Genomic DNA, 17662 nt, shown 5'->3' with positions numbered 1-17662 from the left:
TTTTGGTGGGGGCATGCCGCATACGTGCGGCGCATGTCAAAGCCTTCATTTGCGGGCACGGAAAGGGGTTTAACTTACCGTGAATTGCCCCATCATTCCGCAATCCTCGTGTTCGAGAATGTGACAATGATACATATAAGGCGCATCTTCAGGCGCCGCATGGTCAAAACTCACCAAAACCTCTGACCAACCTTCTTCGACATGCACCATGTCTTTCCAACCCTCTGCATATGCAGGCGGAGGGGTGCCGTTTTGGCGGAGAATGCGGAATGAGCAGCCGTGAATATGGAAAGGATGCAGTTGATCATCAACAGAAATGCGCCAGATTTCGGGGACACCTTTGGCGACTTTTTCATCGATCCGATCCATTTTCATGGGCTGTCCATTGATGCCCATTGCCCCTGCATCGCCACAAAAATTGTCCCACGCGATCGCCAGTGCGGCCAAGTCTTCGCCCATGTCCATGTTCAGCTGGAAGTCGCGCGTCCGCTTCACATCTGAGGCGCGAGGGGGTTCCAGATTGGCGAGATGGGTTGGCATCGCGCCAGAAAACCCCTCTGTGGCTGTGGTTGAAAACTCAATCAATGATGTGGTTTTGTCGCGCCCTAAGAGATCGGCGAAAAATCCCTCTGCCTCAGATGTCACGTTAAGTGTGTTTGTCGCAGCGACCCTGGTATCCAGAAGTACTTCGTACCGCTCCCCTGGCGACATGAGAATGCTGCTGACCTCAACGGGAGAAGCCAGGAAACCACCATCTGAGGCGATGACTGTCATAGCGCCCGTTTGCATGGACAGCTCGAGGAAGCGGGCGTTACATGCGTTGAGAATACGCAACCGCACGAGCCCTCTTGGCAGGCCTTGTGTGAGCGGAGCAATTGCCCCGTTTACGACAAATGTGTCTCCGAGGAATCCGTCTTCAAACACCTCTTCGGAGAGATTGTAGGCCATCTGTCCTTTTGAGTTGAAACTTTTGTCTTGAAGCACAAGCGTGAAATCATCAACGCCATATGTTTTGGGCAAGTCTGCATCTAGGCTGGCTTCATCTTCGACGAGTAAGACACCTGCGAGACCCTTGTGGGTTTGCTGCGCGGTCTTGCCGTGGGTGTGTGAATGGAACCAATTCATCGACGCGCGTTGCCGGATGGGTACGTCCGGAGACCAGACTTCACCATGGGCAATTTCTTGGTGTGGGCCGCCGTCCACGGCTCCGGGGATATGTAGCCCATGCCAATGGAGGGTGGTGATATCCCCAATATTGTTGCTGATATCGAATGGCAGAGTTTGGCCCTGTTTGACGCGCAAAACAGGGCCAAGGTAGCTGTTGTTGATGCCGTAGGTTTGGCTTGAAACACCTGTGCCAAAGTCATGTGCAGCGTTTTGCAGATTGAGAGACAGTCGCCGACTGATGCCATTTGTGAGGTCCGTGAGTGGGATGATCGGCAGAGCGCGTTTGGGGCTTTGAGCCATTGCAAGGTTTGTTAGCCCGAGACTTGCTGCGGAACCGGCCAAGAATGTGCGTCTATTGATGAGCATGCAAGTCTTCCTTATGCGCTGTCGCGGGATGTGGAAAACGAAAACCGGTTTTCTTGTGTACGCAGGTGATCATAAGCCAATCGCAAAAGACCGGTGTTGACACATACGAGGGCTGCAACCGCGAAAATACCTAGAATGGTAAATCCGATTGTTGCAAACAAGCCAATGGCCGCACAGGTCAGAAGGATCCCAAATGCCGAACATAGGATTGATTTGATGCGTGTCATGAGGTGTTCTCCTGCGGTGGCTATCGTTTGTATTGAGATGGGGCGCGCGTTTGGCAGGTGCCTGTCGGAAACTTTACAAAACTGTATGTTTGACGCGCCCGCAGATCCGGTTAGCTCATTGCTCTGATCCGCTTTTGCTTGTTGAGTGAAAACAGGGCGGCAAGCCAGGTCAGACAGCGCTTCGCAAGTTGGCGGAAGCGCGAGGTGCGTTTTACAGCGAGTTCCGCCACAAGGATGCCCGTTGCCGCGCCAGCAAAGGTGGCGGAGATAGTGTGCGCATCGAGCATCACGCGGGCGTACATTGTGGATAGCAATACAGGGATGACGATCATACCCAGCCAGAAGGAGTAACGTCGCATTGTGAACCATGCACCCGCTGCTGCCGTTGAAGAATGGCCGGAGGGCATGTTGTGGTCTCGCCCGTTGGCCAAGGGCCTCTGGCCTAGCCGTGTGCCTCCGATAACGACGTCATTTAGCAGCCGTTTTTGACCATGCGTTGCGATAGCCGTACCAACAGCGGTAACGCCAATCTGGCCTAAGCCGCGCCAGTCGCGGGTCACGATTGCCACGGCCAGAGGTAGTGCGACGTTGATATGCCGGCCAACATCTTCGGTATGCTGAACAAACGGTATTTTATGCCCGTTGCGTGACGTGCTGTAGTGTTCCTGCAAATTGCTTGGGTACAGTGTTGCGCACACCAGCGTCGCCGCAGCGACATATGCTACAGCCTTTCCTTGTAATTTTGACGACATCAAATCTCACGCATCCTTCATCCTTGTGAACAAGGAACAGTCTGCAGCGATGAGTTAGATTCAGACTGTGCGTGGGATTACAAATTTGTCAGCTTTGGGAATTTGATGGAAATGCTAAGCCCGACGCCGTTGGGACCATCAGACATTGACAGTTGGGCGTCGTGTAATTCGACGATCGCTTGTACCAATGGCAACCCAAGACCGAAGCCTTCGTTCTGGCGATGCGCTTCGAGCTGATACAATGGATCGAAGACCTTTTGCCGCTTGTCTGCAGGAATGCCGGGGCCTTGATCGGCGATAGTGATGCGGGTGCCATCCACAGTAAGCGCAATGGTTTGTCCTGTTTTCCCGTAGCGAAGCGCGTTTTGTAGCAGGTTGGCGATCAGCTGAAGCAGCAGTTCCTCGTCCCCAAAAATCTCCGTGGGGTGCGTGATGCTGACATTTAGACTTTGCCCGCTTTCAGACACCACAGGTTCGAAGATTTCTTCAAAGGAGCGAACCAGGCTTTGCAAATTGACGGGGGCGAATGAGGCGCGGCGGGCCCCGCTTTCGATACGTGCGATGCGCAGCAAAGCGTCAAATGTGGCAACGATGCGGTCCACCTGTGCCAGCGCGTCTTCGAGTGCTTCTGGTGTGACAGGTGTGGCGCCGTTTAAGAGGGCTTCGTGGTGATGTTCTATAACAGCGCGCAGCCGTGCCAGAGGCGTGCGCAAATCATGGGCGATATTGGCGGATTGAACGCGGATCTGTTCCATCGATCTTTGTAGGCGCGCTGTTGTGGTGTCTGTCCAGTTGGCCATGAGGCTGAGATCATCGTGGCGATCCGGCAGATTAATTCTCGTGGTCAAATCACCCTGCGCGACCTTGGTCAGCCCGTCACTGATTGCATCAAGACGGATCTGATTGCGCCGTGCAATCAATAGACCGGTTAAGATTACAGCGCTCAGAGAACTGAGCAACGCAATCCTCAGCCCCGTTGCAAGCACGTCAAAGAGTTCGTCTTGCCTTTCGATGTTTTCAGCAACAATCAAGCGCCCGACTGGGGTATCTTTTACTAGAAACCTGTAGTCGGGTTCTGTCGGATCGCCGAAATCATACTCAAAATAGCCTTCGATTGCATTTGCAGTGTCAAAGGTGAACGGTATGTTGCCTGCGCTGATCTGTCCGTCTTTCAAAAGGGCGATGGACTGCCCAAAACCGGGTGAAGGCAGAGGCGCTCCGTTTTCGATGGCATCGACAACGGATTGTGTTTGCGTTTGCAGTCGTGCATCGACCAGCCGCTCGATTTCATTTCGAACCATCCAATAGGTCACGCTCCAGGTGAGCGTTGAAACCACTCCAAAAACGGTGAGCAAAGCCGCGGCTTGCCGTATCGAGGACTGCCCTAGAAACCGTTTAAACCGGTTCGAAGACATAGCCAGATCCACGAATTGTTCGAATGAGAGTGTCGCCAAACGGTTTTTCAATTTTGGCTCTCAAGCGGCTGATATGGGTTTCTACAACGCTGGTTGTGGGGTCAAAGTTCAGGTTCCATACGCGTTCCAGCAACATGGTGCGCGTTTGTACGCGTCCTTTTGACCTGATAAACACCTCAAGCAATAGAAATTCTTTAGGGTTCAGCTCAATCGCATGGCCTTGTCGGGTGCAGAGCCTTTTGTGAAGGTCAATTGAGATATCGCCAGCGGAAAGCACAGAGGCTTCTGCTTCTGGCGGCTGCTGTCTTCTTGTGATGGCTTCCAAGCGCGCGCTCAATTCGCTGAAGGCAAACGGCTTGACCAAATAGTCATCGCTGCCTGCTTCCAGGCCCTCTACCCGATCTTCAACTTCGCCCAGCGCGGTTAAGAAGATTGCCGGTGCCAAAATCTTGGCTTGTCGGAGTGCTTTTAGAACGGAGAGGCCGTCCAGTTCCGGTACCATTCGATCAAGAATAAGCGCGTCATAAGGCTGCGTCGTGGCTGCGATCAAGGCGAGCTTTCCATCAGGGAAAAGGTCTACAACATGTCCCAGTTCGCGCAGCCCTTGCTGGATCCAAGGGCCAAGGGTTTTATCATCCTCAAGGACCAATAAGCGCATGAGTTTTCCCTTTTTGTGTTTGGCCGGGCAACGTGGGTTACGCGAGGCAGGTCTTTGTAACCCTACAATCAATTTACGTTTTATTTCTTAGTCAGTTTTGAAGTCTGTGTCAGTCGCGAACTTTCAAGCCGCATCGCGCGTAAGCCGCAGGCACGACATCACTTCTTCGCTGATTTTATGACCCCGTTCTGCTACCACGAGAATGCGCCCGTCGGTTTCGTAGTCTGCTGTTGCTGCTTCAAAGACTGGGGTGCCAATCCTAGAGTAGCCCAATATCTCAAACGTCGTGTTTTCCTTGATCTGTTTTGCCAGCATGTCACGTGATTTGTCGACATAGGGGTCAATATCATGCAGCAAGACGGGGAGGTGGCGATAGTATTTGATGGCCAGCTCGTCGTCTCTGCTTATTGCGCCGACTGACAGCCCTGATGCGAGATCCCACCACCGGATGTGTTCGCGAGACTTGAGGTTTCCGGGGAGCTGAAATGCGCTGTCTGCGGCTGTGCCGCGCCAAAAGAGTTCTGAGACGGGGGGCGTGCTTTGGAGGAGCAGGGCAGCAAATCGGAGAAGTCCAATGCTGTTGTTGGAAAACGTGAGGTTTTGATGCCAATTGAGCGCCGTCATAAGGTCAGAGCCCGCACCGTTTGACAGCAGCACCACATTGATGGGTTGCGGGAGATGCAGATCTGTCGCGCCAGGGTAAGCGAGCAATGCGTTATCGGCTTTGGTACAGATGGCGTGCGCTGGTAGCTGTGCGTTGGGGGTGCGGGTGTGCGTATCAAGTACGAAGAAATATATGAGATTTATGGAGAGAAACACCAAAACGGCCGCGGTCATGGATTTGCAGACCCTGAGAGAAAAAGAGCCCTTTGATTGGAAAAAGACGGTCACTGCGAGCACAGTCAGCAGTGTAAGAAGCCCGATGGACCATGCATGGTCGGTCAGGAACGGATAAATTTTGTTAGAGACGTGAAATCCAAAGGCCCCCAACAAGACAAATTGCCCAGCGCCTAAGAACACGCCGACAGCAGCTGCCGCTGCAAATCGGTTGGGGCGCATGCCAATCGTGCCCGCAAGCATTGGGGTTATCCAAGCGATTGGGCCTAAAAACCGTGCTGCGATCACATAAACCGCGCCTCTTTTTACAAGTGCGGATTGGACTTTTCGCCAGTTGCGCCGTTGTTTCAGACTGTGGAGATATCGGCGACTGAGTTTGCTGCCGTAGTGCCGACCGATCCAGAAGCTGGTGAGATCCCCGGCCCATGCGGATGCCATCACTGCTACGATGGGACCAATGTGCCCGTTTGCCGCGAACATCGCACCCGCAGATACAAATGCCACTTCGCCAAAGACAAAAAAACCGACACCAACCAATGTGTCACAATAAGCGATGAGAGCCAGAAATAGGTAGCTTATGGGCCCGATCGGAAAGGCGAAGAGTTCCGTCATGGGGGTCAACCGTAGTGTCCGAAGCGGTACGGGATCTCTTGGTTTTGCAGTTCCCCGATGAAGAAACGGCGCAGATTTGCCCGGAAATAGGTAAACCCTGTGCGTAAAAATCCGTCCTGCTTAAGCCGCCTTGGATCGAAGCGAAATTTGGACTTTATCACGCCGGTTTTGTGGGATTTACTGTGATGGGCTTTGAGCACGTAGTTGCAATCCTCACACAGGCTAATTTTCTCATCAAAACCTCCGATGGCGTGATGCAGCTCTGGTGTTGAAAAGAGGCATGCCCCCACCGCGGTCGGAAACCAGAAAGACATGGCGCAAATTCCTGCATTGAACAGCGCGAAGCCGACGCGATAGGCGATTCCGAGGCCTTCTGCCGACATGCAAACGATACCAGCGTCGAGATGGCGGTCTTGGAGTTCCGTCATCGCATTTTCAAGAAAGTCGCGTGCCAGCCTAGTGTCTGAGTCCAAAAACAACAGGCGCTCACCGCGCGCATGCAGTGCGCCGGTATTGCGGCCCAAACTCACCCCGCGTCGTTGCATCGTGACAATTCGATAGTCTTTGAATTTGACACGCGCGGTTTCAGAGACGTGCAGTGTGTTGTCGTCACTGTTGCTATCAACATGGATGATTTCGAAATCTGTCCAGCTTTGCGTTGCGAGATCCCCAAGCAGCAGCGGCAGAGATTTTTCCTCATTCAGGCTGATAATGACGATAGTGAGCTTTGGGGATTTCACGGCATGCTCCTGAGACTGAGCCTCATGAGGTCCGAAGAGGGCAGGGGACTGAGGCGACCTCTGACAATAGAAGACTTGCCAATTGAAAGGGCCTGTCCGCGTGCTTACAAATTTGTATAAATTGCGCCCTAGGCAGGTGAATTTGAGAAATTTTTTGCGGTATTGCGCATCAGCTTGTGCTCAGTCCCTCAGTTGCGCTGAGTGAGATTAACGTGATGCGCGCCGGAGCTTTCACGGAAAAGCGGTTAGGTGTCGGGCGTTCGATCCTGCGATCGCAGGATAAGCGGCCCGACACCTAAGGGCTAATCGTTGAGCAGGTGTTTCGGTTATGTATTTTGATCCTGCGCCGACAGAACTTTGCGCGCGACCCGAAAACATTCCAATGCCTGTGGCACACCGCAATAGATCCCAATCACGTGAATAATGGCGCGGATCTCATCTTGGCTGACGCCGTTTTTTAAGGCTCCGTGCAGGTGGATTTCCCATTCGGTCATTTTTCCCAGCGCACCGATCATCGACAGGTTCATCATCGACCGTGTTTTTGCATCTATGGTCTCGTCGCCCCAGCCAAAGCCCCAGCACCAACTTGTCATGGCCTCTTGAAACGGCCGGGTGAAGTCGTCTGCGGCGGCGAGGTTCTTTTCGACATATTCGGCCCCGAGGGTTGCCTTGCGCTGTTCCAGTCCTTTTAGGAATAGCTCTTCGTCAAATATGCTCATTTTGGTCACTTCCCCAATTTGATAGCTATGTTTCTTGGTTTGTAGGTCTTTCAAAAGCGCCTCGCGACCTTCTCAAGCCACATTCATGGTTTGCAAAACCTGTCCGGTACAGGCTTCGTGCGCGATGCAATCAAACCATGCGCTGTTGATAGGGTTTTGCCAATCGCGTTTAATTTGGACCATCAATTGCATCTTTCATCCAATTTTGCAGATGCATCACTGGGTGTTCCGAATTGACTCCCCCGTTTGGGTCAACCACCAGAGGACCCGGAACATAACCGCGTGAGTGTAGGCCGCGCTGAACCGACTCCACCAGATGGATATCTTCTTCGACAGTCGTGGCACGATCTTGTTGCGCCAGTTGGCGGATCTTTTGATCTTCTTCGCCGTTCAACGTATACCATCCGCGCCAAACCACCACGTGATCCGCATCAATGGCGCGCCAATGATACGTGTTCAGTACGTTGCCTGGGTAGACCTGAAAGGAAAACAGCGGCCAGAGAAACCAGCTGGAGTATTCGTGTTGATGCGCGAAACCTGAATGGATGTCATAGGTCATTGCATCCAAGCTTTGGCATTCAGTTGTGTGGCGCAGACACTTGCCTTGTGGTTGGATGTCGTAGGTCTCTGGCTTGATGACCCCGTTCGCAAATGTCGGATGGTTCAGCGTGCAGTGATAACATTCAGAGTAGTTTTCGACTGAGACTTTCCAGTTGCAACGCTCTGGGATTTCGACCCATTCCAACGGAGCTAGTCTTTGCCAGTTTGGGACCCAGTCCTCGAGTTCTATACGCACGTTGGGAAACCACGCGTCCATCGGATCTGCATTTGGGTCGAGATTGACAAAAACAAACCCAAGAAACTCTTCTGCTCTGACTTCTGTCAGACATATGGAGCTGCGGTCAAAGCCTTCCACGGCTTTAATGTTTGGCCCGGCGCGCAGTTCGCCGGTGAGTTCGTAGCTCCAGGCGTGATAGGGACAAACCACGACGCGGGTTGAGCCTGTGCCAGTCACCAACTGGTGCGCGCGGTGTTGGCAGACGTTGTAAAACACCCGAATTCTCCCGTCCTGACCGCGTATCGCAAACAGGCTTTCTCCGGCAATTTCAAACGTCGCGTAGTCGCCGACTTTGGGTACATCTGATATGTGACATCCAAATTGCCACGTTCTCGCCAACAGCCCTTCGGTTTCTGCACGGAAAACCTGCGGATCTGTGTAGTACCGGGCGGCCAGAGAGCGTCGCGGGGCGGTCATCAGGGCTCCTCGTAATACATGCCAAGTTGGTGGCGGCGCTGGTGGAAAGTTTCCACCCGATTGACGATTTCTTCTGAGGATTCAGCGATCACAAAGGAAAGAAGTGTTTCCAGGACTGCGATGATGCTGGTGGAGGACGGGAAGAACTGCGGCGTGTCCACAGAGACCACAAAGCCATGGTGTGCTTCGCGCAATATTGGGCTTGCAGGGCTGTCGGAAAGGCACACAAGTTTCATGTTCTGGGCGCGGGCTATTTTGACAGCCTCGACAACTTCAGTGCGATAAGGTTTGCAGGTGATCGCGATCAAGACGTCGCGCTCGTCAGCCCATGCCAAATCATCCACCGGTGTTGATCCGGGTTTGGGGATGGCTTGAATTTGTACCATGCCGGTTGAGGCCAGATAGGTAAAGTTGCGCGCATTTGAGTTGTGCACGCCCACGCCAAGCACGAAGACATTGCGCGAGTTCCAGATTGCGGCGGCCGCCTCTTTCAATTGCTCGGCAGAGATGCCAGCAAACGTCTCTTCCAGATTGCGCAGTGTATCGCGGACCATCTCAGCGTAGAGACCGCCGAGGTCGTTTGATTTCCGCACGTCTTGTAGCCAGCGTGCGCGGTCTGGGAAGTCAGCCGCGCCATTTCGGATCGCATCGCGGAAGGGCGCGCGAAAATCCTCGTATCCACTAAAGCCAAACTGGCGCGCCATGCGCACCACCGTGTTTGGCTTAACTTGCGCAGCTTCGGCGATTTCACGGACTGTGGAGACACCAACATCTAGCGGGTTTTCCAGCACGTAGGTGGCGACCTTGCGCGCCTCCGGTGTGAGGTCAGGCAGATCGGAGGCAAGCCGATCCAAAATCAAATTAGACATGTTTGTACCATTCATAATTGACGATGGTACAAATGATTGCTTACGCTGTCGATAGGAAAAGCGACTCGAGAGGACATACAGTGGCATCCGATTTTCCAACTTCTGCACGTGTGGTCATCGTGGGCGGCGGTGTCATGGGGGTGGGGCTTGCCTACCACCTTGGACACGAGGGCTGGGGCGCAGACACCGTTCTCTTGGAAAAGGCCGAGTTGACTTCTGGCTCAACCTGGCACGCGGCTGGTCAGATCACACATTCCACGTCCAGTTTTGGACTGGGCAAATGTGTGGACTACAATATCGGGCTCTATTCAGGCGCATTGGAAGCGGAAACCGGACAACCGGTGACATGGCACGGGTGCGGGTCGTTTCGTTTGGCTTACACAGAAGACGAGATGGATTGGCTGCGGCACACGTTATCTGTGGGGCGGGCGCTTGGCTTCAACATAGAGCTCGTGGCGCCAAGACGCGTTGCCGAACTGCACCCTTTCTACAATTTGGATGGGGTCTTGGGAGCGTTGCATACACCAGATGACGGTCATGTTGATCCGACCAATGTCACCATGGCGATGGCCGCTGGTGCGCGGCAGAGAGGCGTGCGCATTTTCCGCCGTTGTCAGGCCTCCAACATCACACAGAGACGCAACGGTGAATGGGTGGTTGAGACCAGCCAAGGCACCATTACCTGCGAGCATGTGGTGAACGCCGGTGGCACCTATGCGCGACAAATGGGCGAGTGGTCTGGGCTGCAACTGCCGATGACCTCGATGACGCACCACTATTTTGTGACGGAACCGGTGCCGGAGTTTCAGGATTTGGACAGAGAGCTGCCAGTGATCCGGGATGACAAGAAAGTCTCTGGCTACATCCGCATGGAGCAAAAGCGCGGTTTGATTGGGATTTATGAGAAGACCAATCCGAACTCAGTGTGGCATGACCATTGCCCTTGGGAGTACGAAAACTGGCTGTTTGATGCAGATTATGATCGGGTCATGCCGTGGCTTGAGGAAAGCCTGAACCGGATGCCGATTTTTGCCGAACTGGGTTTGCAAAGAGATGTCCATGGCGCCATCAGTCATCCACCAGATGGCAACCCGTTGATTGGCCCGGCGCCCGGTGTGCAAAATTACTGGTGCTGTTGTGGGACTCAGATTGGTATTGGCTGGGGGCCGGGGCTGACCCGTGAATTGGCACGTTGGATGGTGCACGGCGCGGCAGATATTTCAATGCGCGAATATGACCCGCGCCGCTTTGGCCGCTATGCCACCAAGGATTGGCAAGTCGTCAAAGCTGAAGAGGACTACTGCCTGCGCCACGAAATTCCCTTTCCCCATTTCAATCGGTTGGCCGGGCGCCCGATCAAACCCTCTCCGCTTTATGAAACTCTGAAAGAGCAAGGTGCGGTTTATGAGGAGGTCTATGGTTTTGAGCGCCCCCGTTGGTTTGCACAAGGTGGCGTCGCGCAAAAAGACCATTATTCCTTCAATCGTACAGTGGTGGATGATCTTGTCGCCGCAGAGGTCCAAGCGGTGCGTGAAGCCGTTGGCATCATGGATGTCACAGCTTTCACCAAAGTGCTGGTACAGGGGCCTGATGCCTATGAGTTGTTAGACCGGCTGACTGCCAACCGGATGCCGCAGAAAGTGGGCGCAATCACCCTAACACATATGCTCAATCGCCTTGGACGTGTCGAGCTGGAAACCACAATCGTCAGGATGGGGCCGGATCAATTCTATCTTGTTTGCGCGGCTTTCTTTGAACAGCGTTTGCTAGATCATTTGTCCCTGAACGGGGGCGACGCCGACGTCACAGTGACGGCTTTGTCTGAAAGCTGGTCAGCATTGGCGCTGAACGGTCCTCGGTCGCGTGAGGTCCTGATGGGCTGCACTCGAACAGATCTTTCTAATGCGGGTTTTCGTTGGCTCTCTGCACAGAAAATCGAAATTGCGGGGCATACAGTCTGGGCGCTGCGCATGTCTTATGCAGGCGAGCTGGGCTGGGAATTGCACATGCCAAATGCGGCGTGCTTGGAGGTTTACAACGCGCTTTGGGGAGCTGGTGTCGCACATGGTATCACCAATTATGGCAGCTTCGCGATGAACGCCATGCGCATGGAAAAGGGTTTCAAAGGCGCAAGTGAACTGACAAATGAGGTCACCTTGGCAGAGGCGGATGTGTTGCGCTTTGCGCGCCAAGATAAAGAGTATTTGGGTAAGGAGCAGTCGCTCAACAGCGATTTGCCCTGGGCGTGCACCTATCTGGAAATAGAACCGGATGGCAAGTCAGATGGCCATGGTGGCGAAGCGGTCTATCTTGGAGGAGAGGTCGTCGGTGCCACTGCTTCTGTTGCTTATGGGCCAACCGTCGGAAAAGTTCTGTCTTTTGCTTATCTGAAGCCTGAGGCTGCACAACCCGGCACAGAGTTGACGGTGCTGATCCATGGCGTGTCGCGCGCCGCTAAAGTTCTGGGGCAACCGGCTTATGATCCTGAAAGTCTGAAGCCGCGACAGGATGTGTTGGTGTCTGCATGAAGATCACAGGCCTGTCACTTTGGGCTGTTGCGTTGACCAGCCATGAAACCTACCACATGGCGGAGGGAAAAACCTGCGACACGGTGATTTCGCACGTTGTCCGGTTGGAAACAGACACAGGTTTGCACGGCTGGGGTGAGGTTTGTCCAATCCCGCATTATCTGCCAGCTTATGCAGGTGGTGTGCCAAGTGCTGTGCAGGAGTTGGCGCCGAAGCTTATGGGAGTCTCACCTTTGGGTGTGGATGCGGTGATGCGAGACTTAGACGCGCATTTGATCGGGCACCGCTATGCCAAATCAGCCATCGATATTGCGCTTTGGGATCTCTATGGGAAGGCCGCTGACCTGCCGCTTTGCACATTGCTGGGAGGGCGTGTGCGACAAGAGATGCCGCTTTATCATTCGATCACATGTGTGGCGCCGGAAGAGATGGTGCGGATTGCCAAGGACGCTTACGCCACAGGCATTCGGCAGTTTCAGGTTAAGCTTGGTGTGGATCAGAATTGGGAAGCCGATGTTGAGCGATTGACAAAAGTGCGCGAAGCCGTTGGCGGCGGGCCGCTTGTGTATGGTGATTGGAATTGCGGCGCCAGCAAGTTGCACGCCACGCGTGTCGGGCGCGCGGTATCGCACTTGGACATTATGCTCGAACAGCCCTGCAAGACGCTTGAGGATTGTGCCGCTGTGCGCCAGGCGACAGGGTTACCCATGAAAATCGACGAAGCCGCTCACGATATTGCCAGTCTCTGGCGCGCGCACGAACTGGGCGTTTTAGATGCAGTGGCGTTGAAACTCTCAAAGTTTGGCGGGCTTTCAGCGATGCGGCGCGCGCGTGATGTCACGGTGAATTTGGGGGCAGAAATTTGCGCTGAATGTACGTGGGGCTCTGATATCGTGACGGCTGCTGCGCTGCATTTTGCGGCGTCCACCCCGCGTGGATCACTTCTGAACACCTGTGATCTTTCAAGCTATGTCGCGCCGCGCCTTTGCCCCTGTGCGCCGCAGCGCGCAAATGGGCGCATTGCGCCACCGGAGGGGGCTGGCCTTGGTGTGCCGCCGGATCGTGACATCCTTGGAACTCCCATATTGGAAGTGAGCTGAACCATGCAGAAAATCCGCACTCAAGACGATTGGATCGCGCGCGCTAGAGAGGTTCTGCCAGCAGGAGGCTTTGGAAATTTTGATCCGGGCATCATAATTGCACGCGGAGAAGGGAGCCGTGTGTGGGATGAAGATGGCAATGAATATGTTGACTATTTGATTGGGTCTGGGCCGATGCTGCTTGGGCATGGACATCCAGAGGTGATGGAAGCCGTGTTGGAGCAATTGCCGAAAGGCATGACCTTTTTTGCCAACAATGCGAAAGGCATTGAGTTGGCTGAAGCCATTGTTGATGCGGTGGCTTGTGCAGAACAGGTGCGTTTTGTGACTTCAGGCGGCGAAGCGGACATGTACGCGATGCGTCTGGCGCGGGCCTACACCGGGCGCGACAAAATTCTGAAATTTGAGGGAGGCTATCACGGTATGAGCGCTGAGGCCCAGATGAGTCTCGCGCCGGGAAAACATGTGAACTTCCCGCAGGCCGTTCCAGATAGCGCAGGCATTCCGCAGAGCGTCGCCGACCAGATGTTGATAGCTCCTTTCAACGATTTGGCGGCGGTGGAAGCGCTGTTGTTGGAGCACAAGGATGTCGCTGCGATTATTGTCGAGCCACTGCAACGCATCATACCGGCTGCGCCAGGTTTCCTGCAAGGTCTGCGTGATCTATGCGATCGCTTCAATTTGTTGCTTATTTTTGATGAGATCGTGACGGGTTTTCGTCTCGCCTACGGGGGCGCGCAAGAGCGCTATGGTGTTGTCCCAGATATTTGTACTCTGGGTAAGATTATTGGAGGGGGATTTCCGCTCGCAGCCCTTGCGGCCAGCCATGACATTATGCGGCACTTTGACAAGCGTCAGGTTGGTGATGAGGGATGGCTGATGCAATTGGGGACGCTCTCTGGCAATCCAATGGCTGCAACGGCAGGTCTTAAGACCATGGAGGTGCTGAAGCGCGCGGGGACATATGAGCGGCTTCGCGAGCTCGGATCAGAGTTGCAGCGCATGCAATCTGAGGCGCTGGCAAAAGCGGGTGTTGCTCATCAGATTTGTGGCGACGAAACCTTGTTTGACATCTATTTTACAGAAACTTCTTGCACCGATTACCGCTCCGCCGTGCATACAAATCAGACGCATTGCGCACGCTGGAATGCGGCATTGAGAGCCAACGGCGTTTTTAAAAGTCTGGGCAAGATGTATCCATCCCTGGCCCTTACATGCGATGACCTTTCATTGACGCAAAGGGCGGTAGATGCAGCCACCAAGTGTTGATTGTCACTGAGAACTGACCCGGTATGCCCATAAATTGTCACTGAGAATTGACCCATGTGAACACACTGCCCCGACGGTTTTGGTTGGGGAGATTTGGAGTGATCGACATGGGATTTTTAAGTGTCATCAGACGTTGGGCATTGCGTGATAAGATGCCAATTCGCGAGATCGCCCGGCGGACGGGTCTGTCTCGGAACACCATAAAGAAGTATCTGCGCGAAGACGCGGTGGAACCGAAGTTCAAGACCCCTAAGCGTCCAAGTAAGCTGGACCCATATGCGGATCGTTTGTCTGCGTGGCTTTTGATCCAGACGCGCAAGTCGCGCAAAGATCGGCGTACGGTCAAGCAAATGCACGCTGATCTTGTGAAGCTGGGATATGACGGCTCCTATGAACGCGTTGCCGCTTTTGCTCGGGCTTGGCGTGAGGATCGGCATCGTGCCGAGCAGACAACGGGGCGCGGCACTTTCGTGCCTCTAATCTTCCAGCCTGGCGAGGCGTTCCAGTTCGACTGGAGCGAAGACTGGGCCAATGTTTGCGGTGAGCGGGTCAAGCTTCAGGTCGCGCACATCAAGCTGTCACACAGTCGGGCGTTCTTGGTGCGTGCTTATCCGCTGCAGTTCGCACAGGTCCACCGAAGGTGGCGAACAGTCCGGGGGACTGTTTGAGGTAAGAACGGGCGGAGCCCCATGAGATGTTGTTCGCTGCCCATTGGCATGCATTCCGCGTGTTCGGCGGCGTACCCGGTCGCGGGATCTACGATAATATGAAGACAGCTGTGGACCGCGTCGGCAAAGGCAAGCAGCGAGATATCAACGCACGTTTCAAGGCGATGGCCAGCCACTATGTCTTTGAGCCTGAGTTTTGCAATCCAGCTGCAGGCTGGGAACGAGCCTTTGTCCGCCATTGGTCCGAGGACAATGGCGAGTGGTCAGGTTGAGAAGAACGTGCAAGACGCGCGCAATCGCATGTGGCAGGTCATGCCGGTTTTTGCCGATCTGGCAGAGCTGAACAACTGGCTGGAAGATCGCTGCATTGCCCTGTGGGCGGAGACACCGCACAAGGCCTTACCTGGTTCCATAGCCGATGTATGGGAGGCCGAGAGCCCCTTGCTGATGGCGCTGCCGCCAGCGTTTGACGGCTTTATCGAACACAGCAAACGCGTATCGCCAACATGCCTGATCACCTTCGAGCGAAATCGCTACAGTGTGCCTGCCAGCTTTGCGAACCGCCGGATCAGCCTGCATGTCTACCCTGATCGGCTGGTCGTGGTCGCTGAAGGGCAAACAGTCTGCGAACATGCGAGGATCATTGACCGGTCTCACCGCAAACCCGGCAAGGTCATTTATGACTGGCGTCACTATCTCGCGCTCGCCATTGTCCTCGGACCAATGGCGGACAAGGGCTCGCTCCAATGCAAACCAGGCGCCCTACGCAATGGTGCGCCATTTACCGAGATGCCGGATGCCTTCCGTCAGTTGCAGGATCACATGCTTTGCAAGGACGGTGGTGACCGAGAAATGGTCGACATCCTGTCATTGGTTCTTCAGCACAACGAGGCAGACGTCCTGTGCGCGGTAGACCTGGCTTTAGAAGCGGGCGTGCCCACCAAGACGCATATCCTAAACCTGCTGCACCGATTGATTGATCGCAAACCAATAGACCATCCCGAGGTCGACCCTCCGGACGCACTGGCATTGCAAACGACGCCAGAGGCCAATGTGGATCGCTATGATGGGTTGAGACAAGCTGGGGAGAAGCGCCATGCGTCATGATCCAGCAGGAGCCTCCGTCGTCATAAGGCTGCGCAGTCTCAAGCTCTATGGCATGGCAAACGCAGTCGAAGACCTGGTTGCCCAAGGGGCGCCAGCATTCGAGGCGGCTACACCAATGCTGTCACAGCTGCTCAAGGCCGAGATCGCGGAACGGGAGGTGCGCTCAATCGCCTATCACACAAAGGTCGCCCGCTTCCCAGCATACAAGGATCTGACGGGCTTCGACTTTGCATCGAGTGAGATCAACGAAGCGACAGTGCGGCAGTTGCACCGCTGCGAGTTTATCGAAGCGGCTGAGAATGTCGTGCTGATAGGTGGACCTGGAACGGGCAAAAGTCATACAGCGACAGCAATTGGGGTGCAGGCCATCGAGCATCACCGGCGTAAGGTGCGTTTCTTCTCGACCGTGGAATTGGTCAACGCGCTGGAGCAGGAGAAGGCGCTTGGCAAGGCAGGGAAACTGGCTGAGATGCTGACGAAGGTCGACTTGGTCATCCTGGACGAACTCGGCTACCTGCCGTTCAGTTCATCTGGCGGGGCGTTGCTCTTCCATCTGCTCAGCAAGCTCTACGAGCGCACCAGCGTCATCATCACCACAAACCTCAGCTTCTCAGAATGGGCGCAGGTCTTCGGCGACGCAAAAATGACCACCGCACTCCTCGATCGGCTCACGCACCGCTGCCACATCCTCGAAACCGGAAACGACAGCTACCGCTTCAAGGCCAGCGCTGAGGCTGCAAAGAAAACAGGGAAGGAGACCAAAACATTGACCGCGCCATAGACCATGGCGCATAACTGAGGGTGGGTCAAATCTCGGTGAAAATACCGGGTCAGTTCTCAGTGACAATCAACAGCCAGCCTCAAATCGGCGCTTCTGGCGCGCCGGGAAGGCATTGGCAGCCTTGGGGCCGCAGTGGCTCAGGCATCGCCCCTTACCCTCCACAATCGGCGGATTGGCACATACGCCACCTTTTCGAGTGCGGGCACCGCACATCGGAGCCAGTGGCCCGCCGCGCTGAAACATCTTAGCTGTCTTTCGGAATTCTTCGCTCTGAATTGGAGTTGTTATGTTCGTGCCCTCTCTATAGCCAAGCCGCCGCTCATGGGTTTTTTTACATGCCGTCGAACTCGTAACCTAACTGACTATGCGAACATGATCCCGTGTTTTTTCTAGTTGTAGGACCTCTAAACTGATCGCTGCGTTAATGGCTGCTTTAACCCAAAGCAGAAATGGTCGATCTGCCGTAGGGCGTATTTTGTTGAAAAACTCATCCTTGATCGGTGCATGAACTGCTGATTCAATTCTTCCAATGAGTGGGAGGATAGAGCGATGTTGGGACCGAGGCAGGAAGCGCAGGCGTCGCTATTCTATG

The 17662-nt window shown here is 54.4% G+C and carries 14 protein-coding genes and 1 pseudogene; 5 read left to right on the top strand and 10 right to left on the bottom strand.

All coding sequences use genetic code 11. The features are described from left to right. Positions 1-69 precede the first annotated feature (69 nt). From J7413_RS19530 to J7413_RS19485, 10 genes are all read right to left on the bottom strand, one after another. Positions 70-1533, bottom strand: a complete 1464-nt coding sequence (locus J7413_RS19530) for a multicopper oxidase domain-containing protein (protein WP_209101426.1) — start codon at positions 1531-1533, stop codon at positions 70-72. A gap of 11 nt (positions 1534-1544) precedes the next feature. Beyond that, positions 1545-1760 carry a hypothetical protein gene (locus J7413_RS19525; protein ID WP_209101423.1) on the bottom strand — a complete coding sequence of 72 codons (216 nt, stop codon included), beginning with the start codon at positions 1758-1760 and terminating at the stop codon, positions 1545-1547. A 110-nt stretch (positions 1761-1870) separates the two neighbouring features. Then, positions 1871-2512 (bottom strand): phosphatase PAP2 family protein, encoded by a 642-nt coding sequence (locus tag J7413_RS19520; RefSeq protein ID WP_209101420.1) that lies wholly within the window; start codon positions 2510-2512, stop codon positions 1871-1873. Positions 2513-2589: 77 nt separating this feature from the next. Continuing rightward, positions 2590-3927, bottom strand: coding sequence for a HAMP domain-containing sensor histidine kinase (locus J7413_RS19515; protein WP_209101418.1), 1338 nt, complete (start codon positions 3925-3927; stop codon positions 2590-2592). After that, positions 3908-4585 (bottom strand): response regulator transcription factor, encoded by a 678-nt coding sequence (locus J7413_RS19510; RefSeq protein ID WP_209101415.1) that lies wholly within the window; start codon positions 4583-4585, stop codon positions 3908-3910. The genes J7413_RS19515 and J7413_RS19510 overlap by 20 nt, the downstream gene beginning before the upstream one ends. A gap of 123 nt (positions 4586-4708) precedes the next feature. Then, positions 4709-6034, bottom strand: coding sequence for an LssY C-terminal domain-containing protein (locus J7413_RS19505; protein WP_209101412.1), 1326 nt, complete (start codon positions 6032-6034; stop codon positions 4709-4711). 5 nt (positions 6035-6039) lie between these two features. Beyond that, complete coding sequence (locus J7413_RS19500) at positions 6040-6774, bottom strand: glycosyltransferase (RefSeq protein WP_209101410.1); 735 nt, start codon at positions 6772-6774, stop codon at positions 6040-6042. 326 nt (positions 6775-7100) lie between these two features. Further along, a complete protein-coding gene (locus J7413_RS19495) occupies positions 7101-7493 on the bottom strand; it encodes a carboxymuconolactone decarboxylase family protein (protein ID WP_209101408.1) in 393 nt (130 codons plus the stop codon). Positions 7494-7662: 169 nt separating this feature from the next. Beyond that, positions 7663-8748 carry an aromatic ring-hydroxylating dioxygenase subunit alpha gene (locus tag J7413_RS19490; RefSeq protein ID WP_209101405.1) on the bottom strand — a complete coding sequence of 362 codons (1086 nt, stop codon included), beginning with the start codon at positions 8746-8748 and terminating at the stop codon, positions 7663-7665. Next, positions 8748-9632, bottom strand: a complete 885-nt coding sequence (locus J7413_RS19485) for a MurR/RpiR family transcriptional regulator (RefSeq protein WP_209101403.1) — start codon at positions 9630-9632, stop codon at positions 8748-8750. The genes J7413_RS19490 and J7413_RS19485 overlap by 1 nt, the downstream gene beginning before the upstream one ends. Positions 9633-9697: 65 nt before the next feature. Here J7413_RS19485 and J7413_RS19480 point away from each other — a divergent pair, with 65 nt between their 5' ends. From J7413_RS19480 to istB, 5 genes and pseudogenes are all read left to right on the top strand, one after another. Then, on the top strand, positions 9698-12145 hold the full coding sequence (locus J7413_RS19480) for an FAD-dependent oxidoreductase (protein ID WP_348538786.1): 2448 nt from the start codon (positions 9698-9700) through the stop codon (positions 12143-12145). After that, positions 12142-13245, top strand: a complete 1104-nt coding sequence (locus J7413_RS19475; RefSeq protein WP_209101400.1) for an enolase C-terminal domain-like protein — start codon at positions 12142-12144, stop codon at positions 13243-13245. Before J7413_RS19480 ends, J7413_RS19475 begins: the two co-directional genes overlap by 4 nt. 3 nt (positions 13246-13248) lie before the next feature. Then, positions 13249-14514 (top strand): aminotransferase class III-fold pyridoxal phosphate-dependent enzyme, encoded by a 1266-nt coding sequence (locus tag J7413_RS19470; protein ID WP_209101397.1) that lies wholly within the window; start codon positions 13249-13251, stop codon positions 14512-14514. Between the two features lie 107 nt (positions 14515-14621). Continuing rightward, a pseudogene (locus J7413_RS19465) lies at positions 14622-16289 on the top strand (IS21 family transposase). Beyond that, positions 16279-17070, top strand: coding sequence for an IS21-like element helper ATPase IstB (gene istB / locus J7413_RS19460; protein ID WP_209101395.1), 792 nt, complete (start codon positions 16279-16281; stop codon positions 17068-17070). The pseudogene J7413_RS19465 and the gene istB overlap by 11 nt, the downstream one beginning before the upstream one ends. Positions 17071-17662: the final 592 nt, after the last annotated feature.

This window comes from Shimia sp. R10_1 (assembly GCF_017744095.1).
Taxonomy (GTDB): Bacteria; Pseudomonadota; Alphaproteobacteria; order Rhodobacterales; family Rhodobacteraceae; genus Shimia.
The sequence above is the reverse complement of the archived record's forward strand: the minus strand, read 5'-3'. Positions and strand labels throughout refer to the sequence as shown.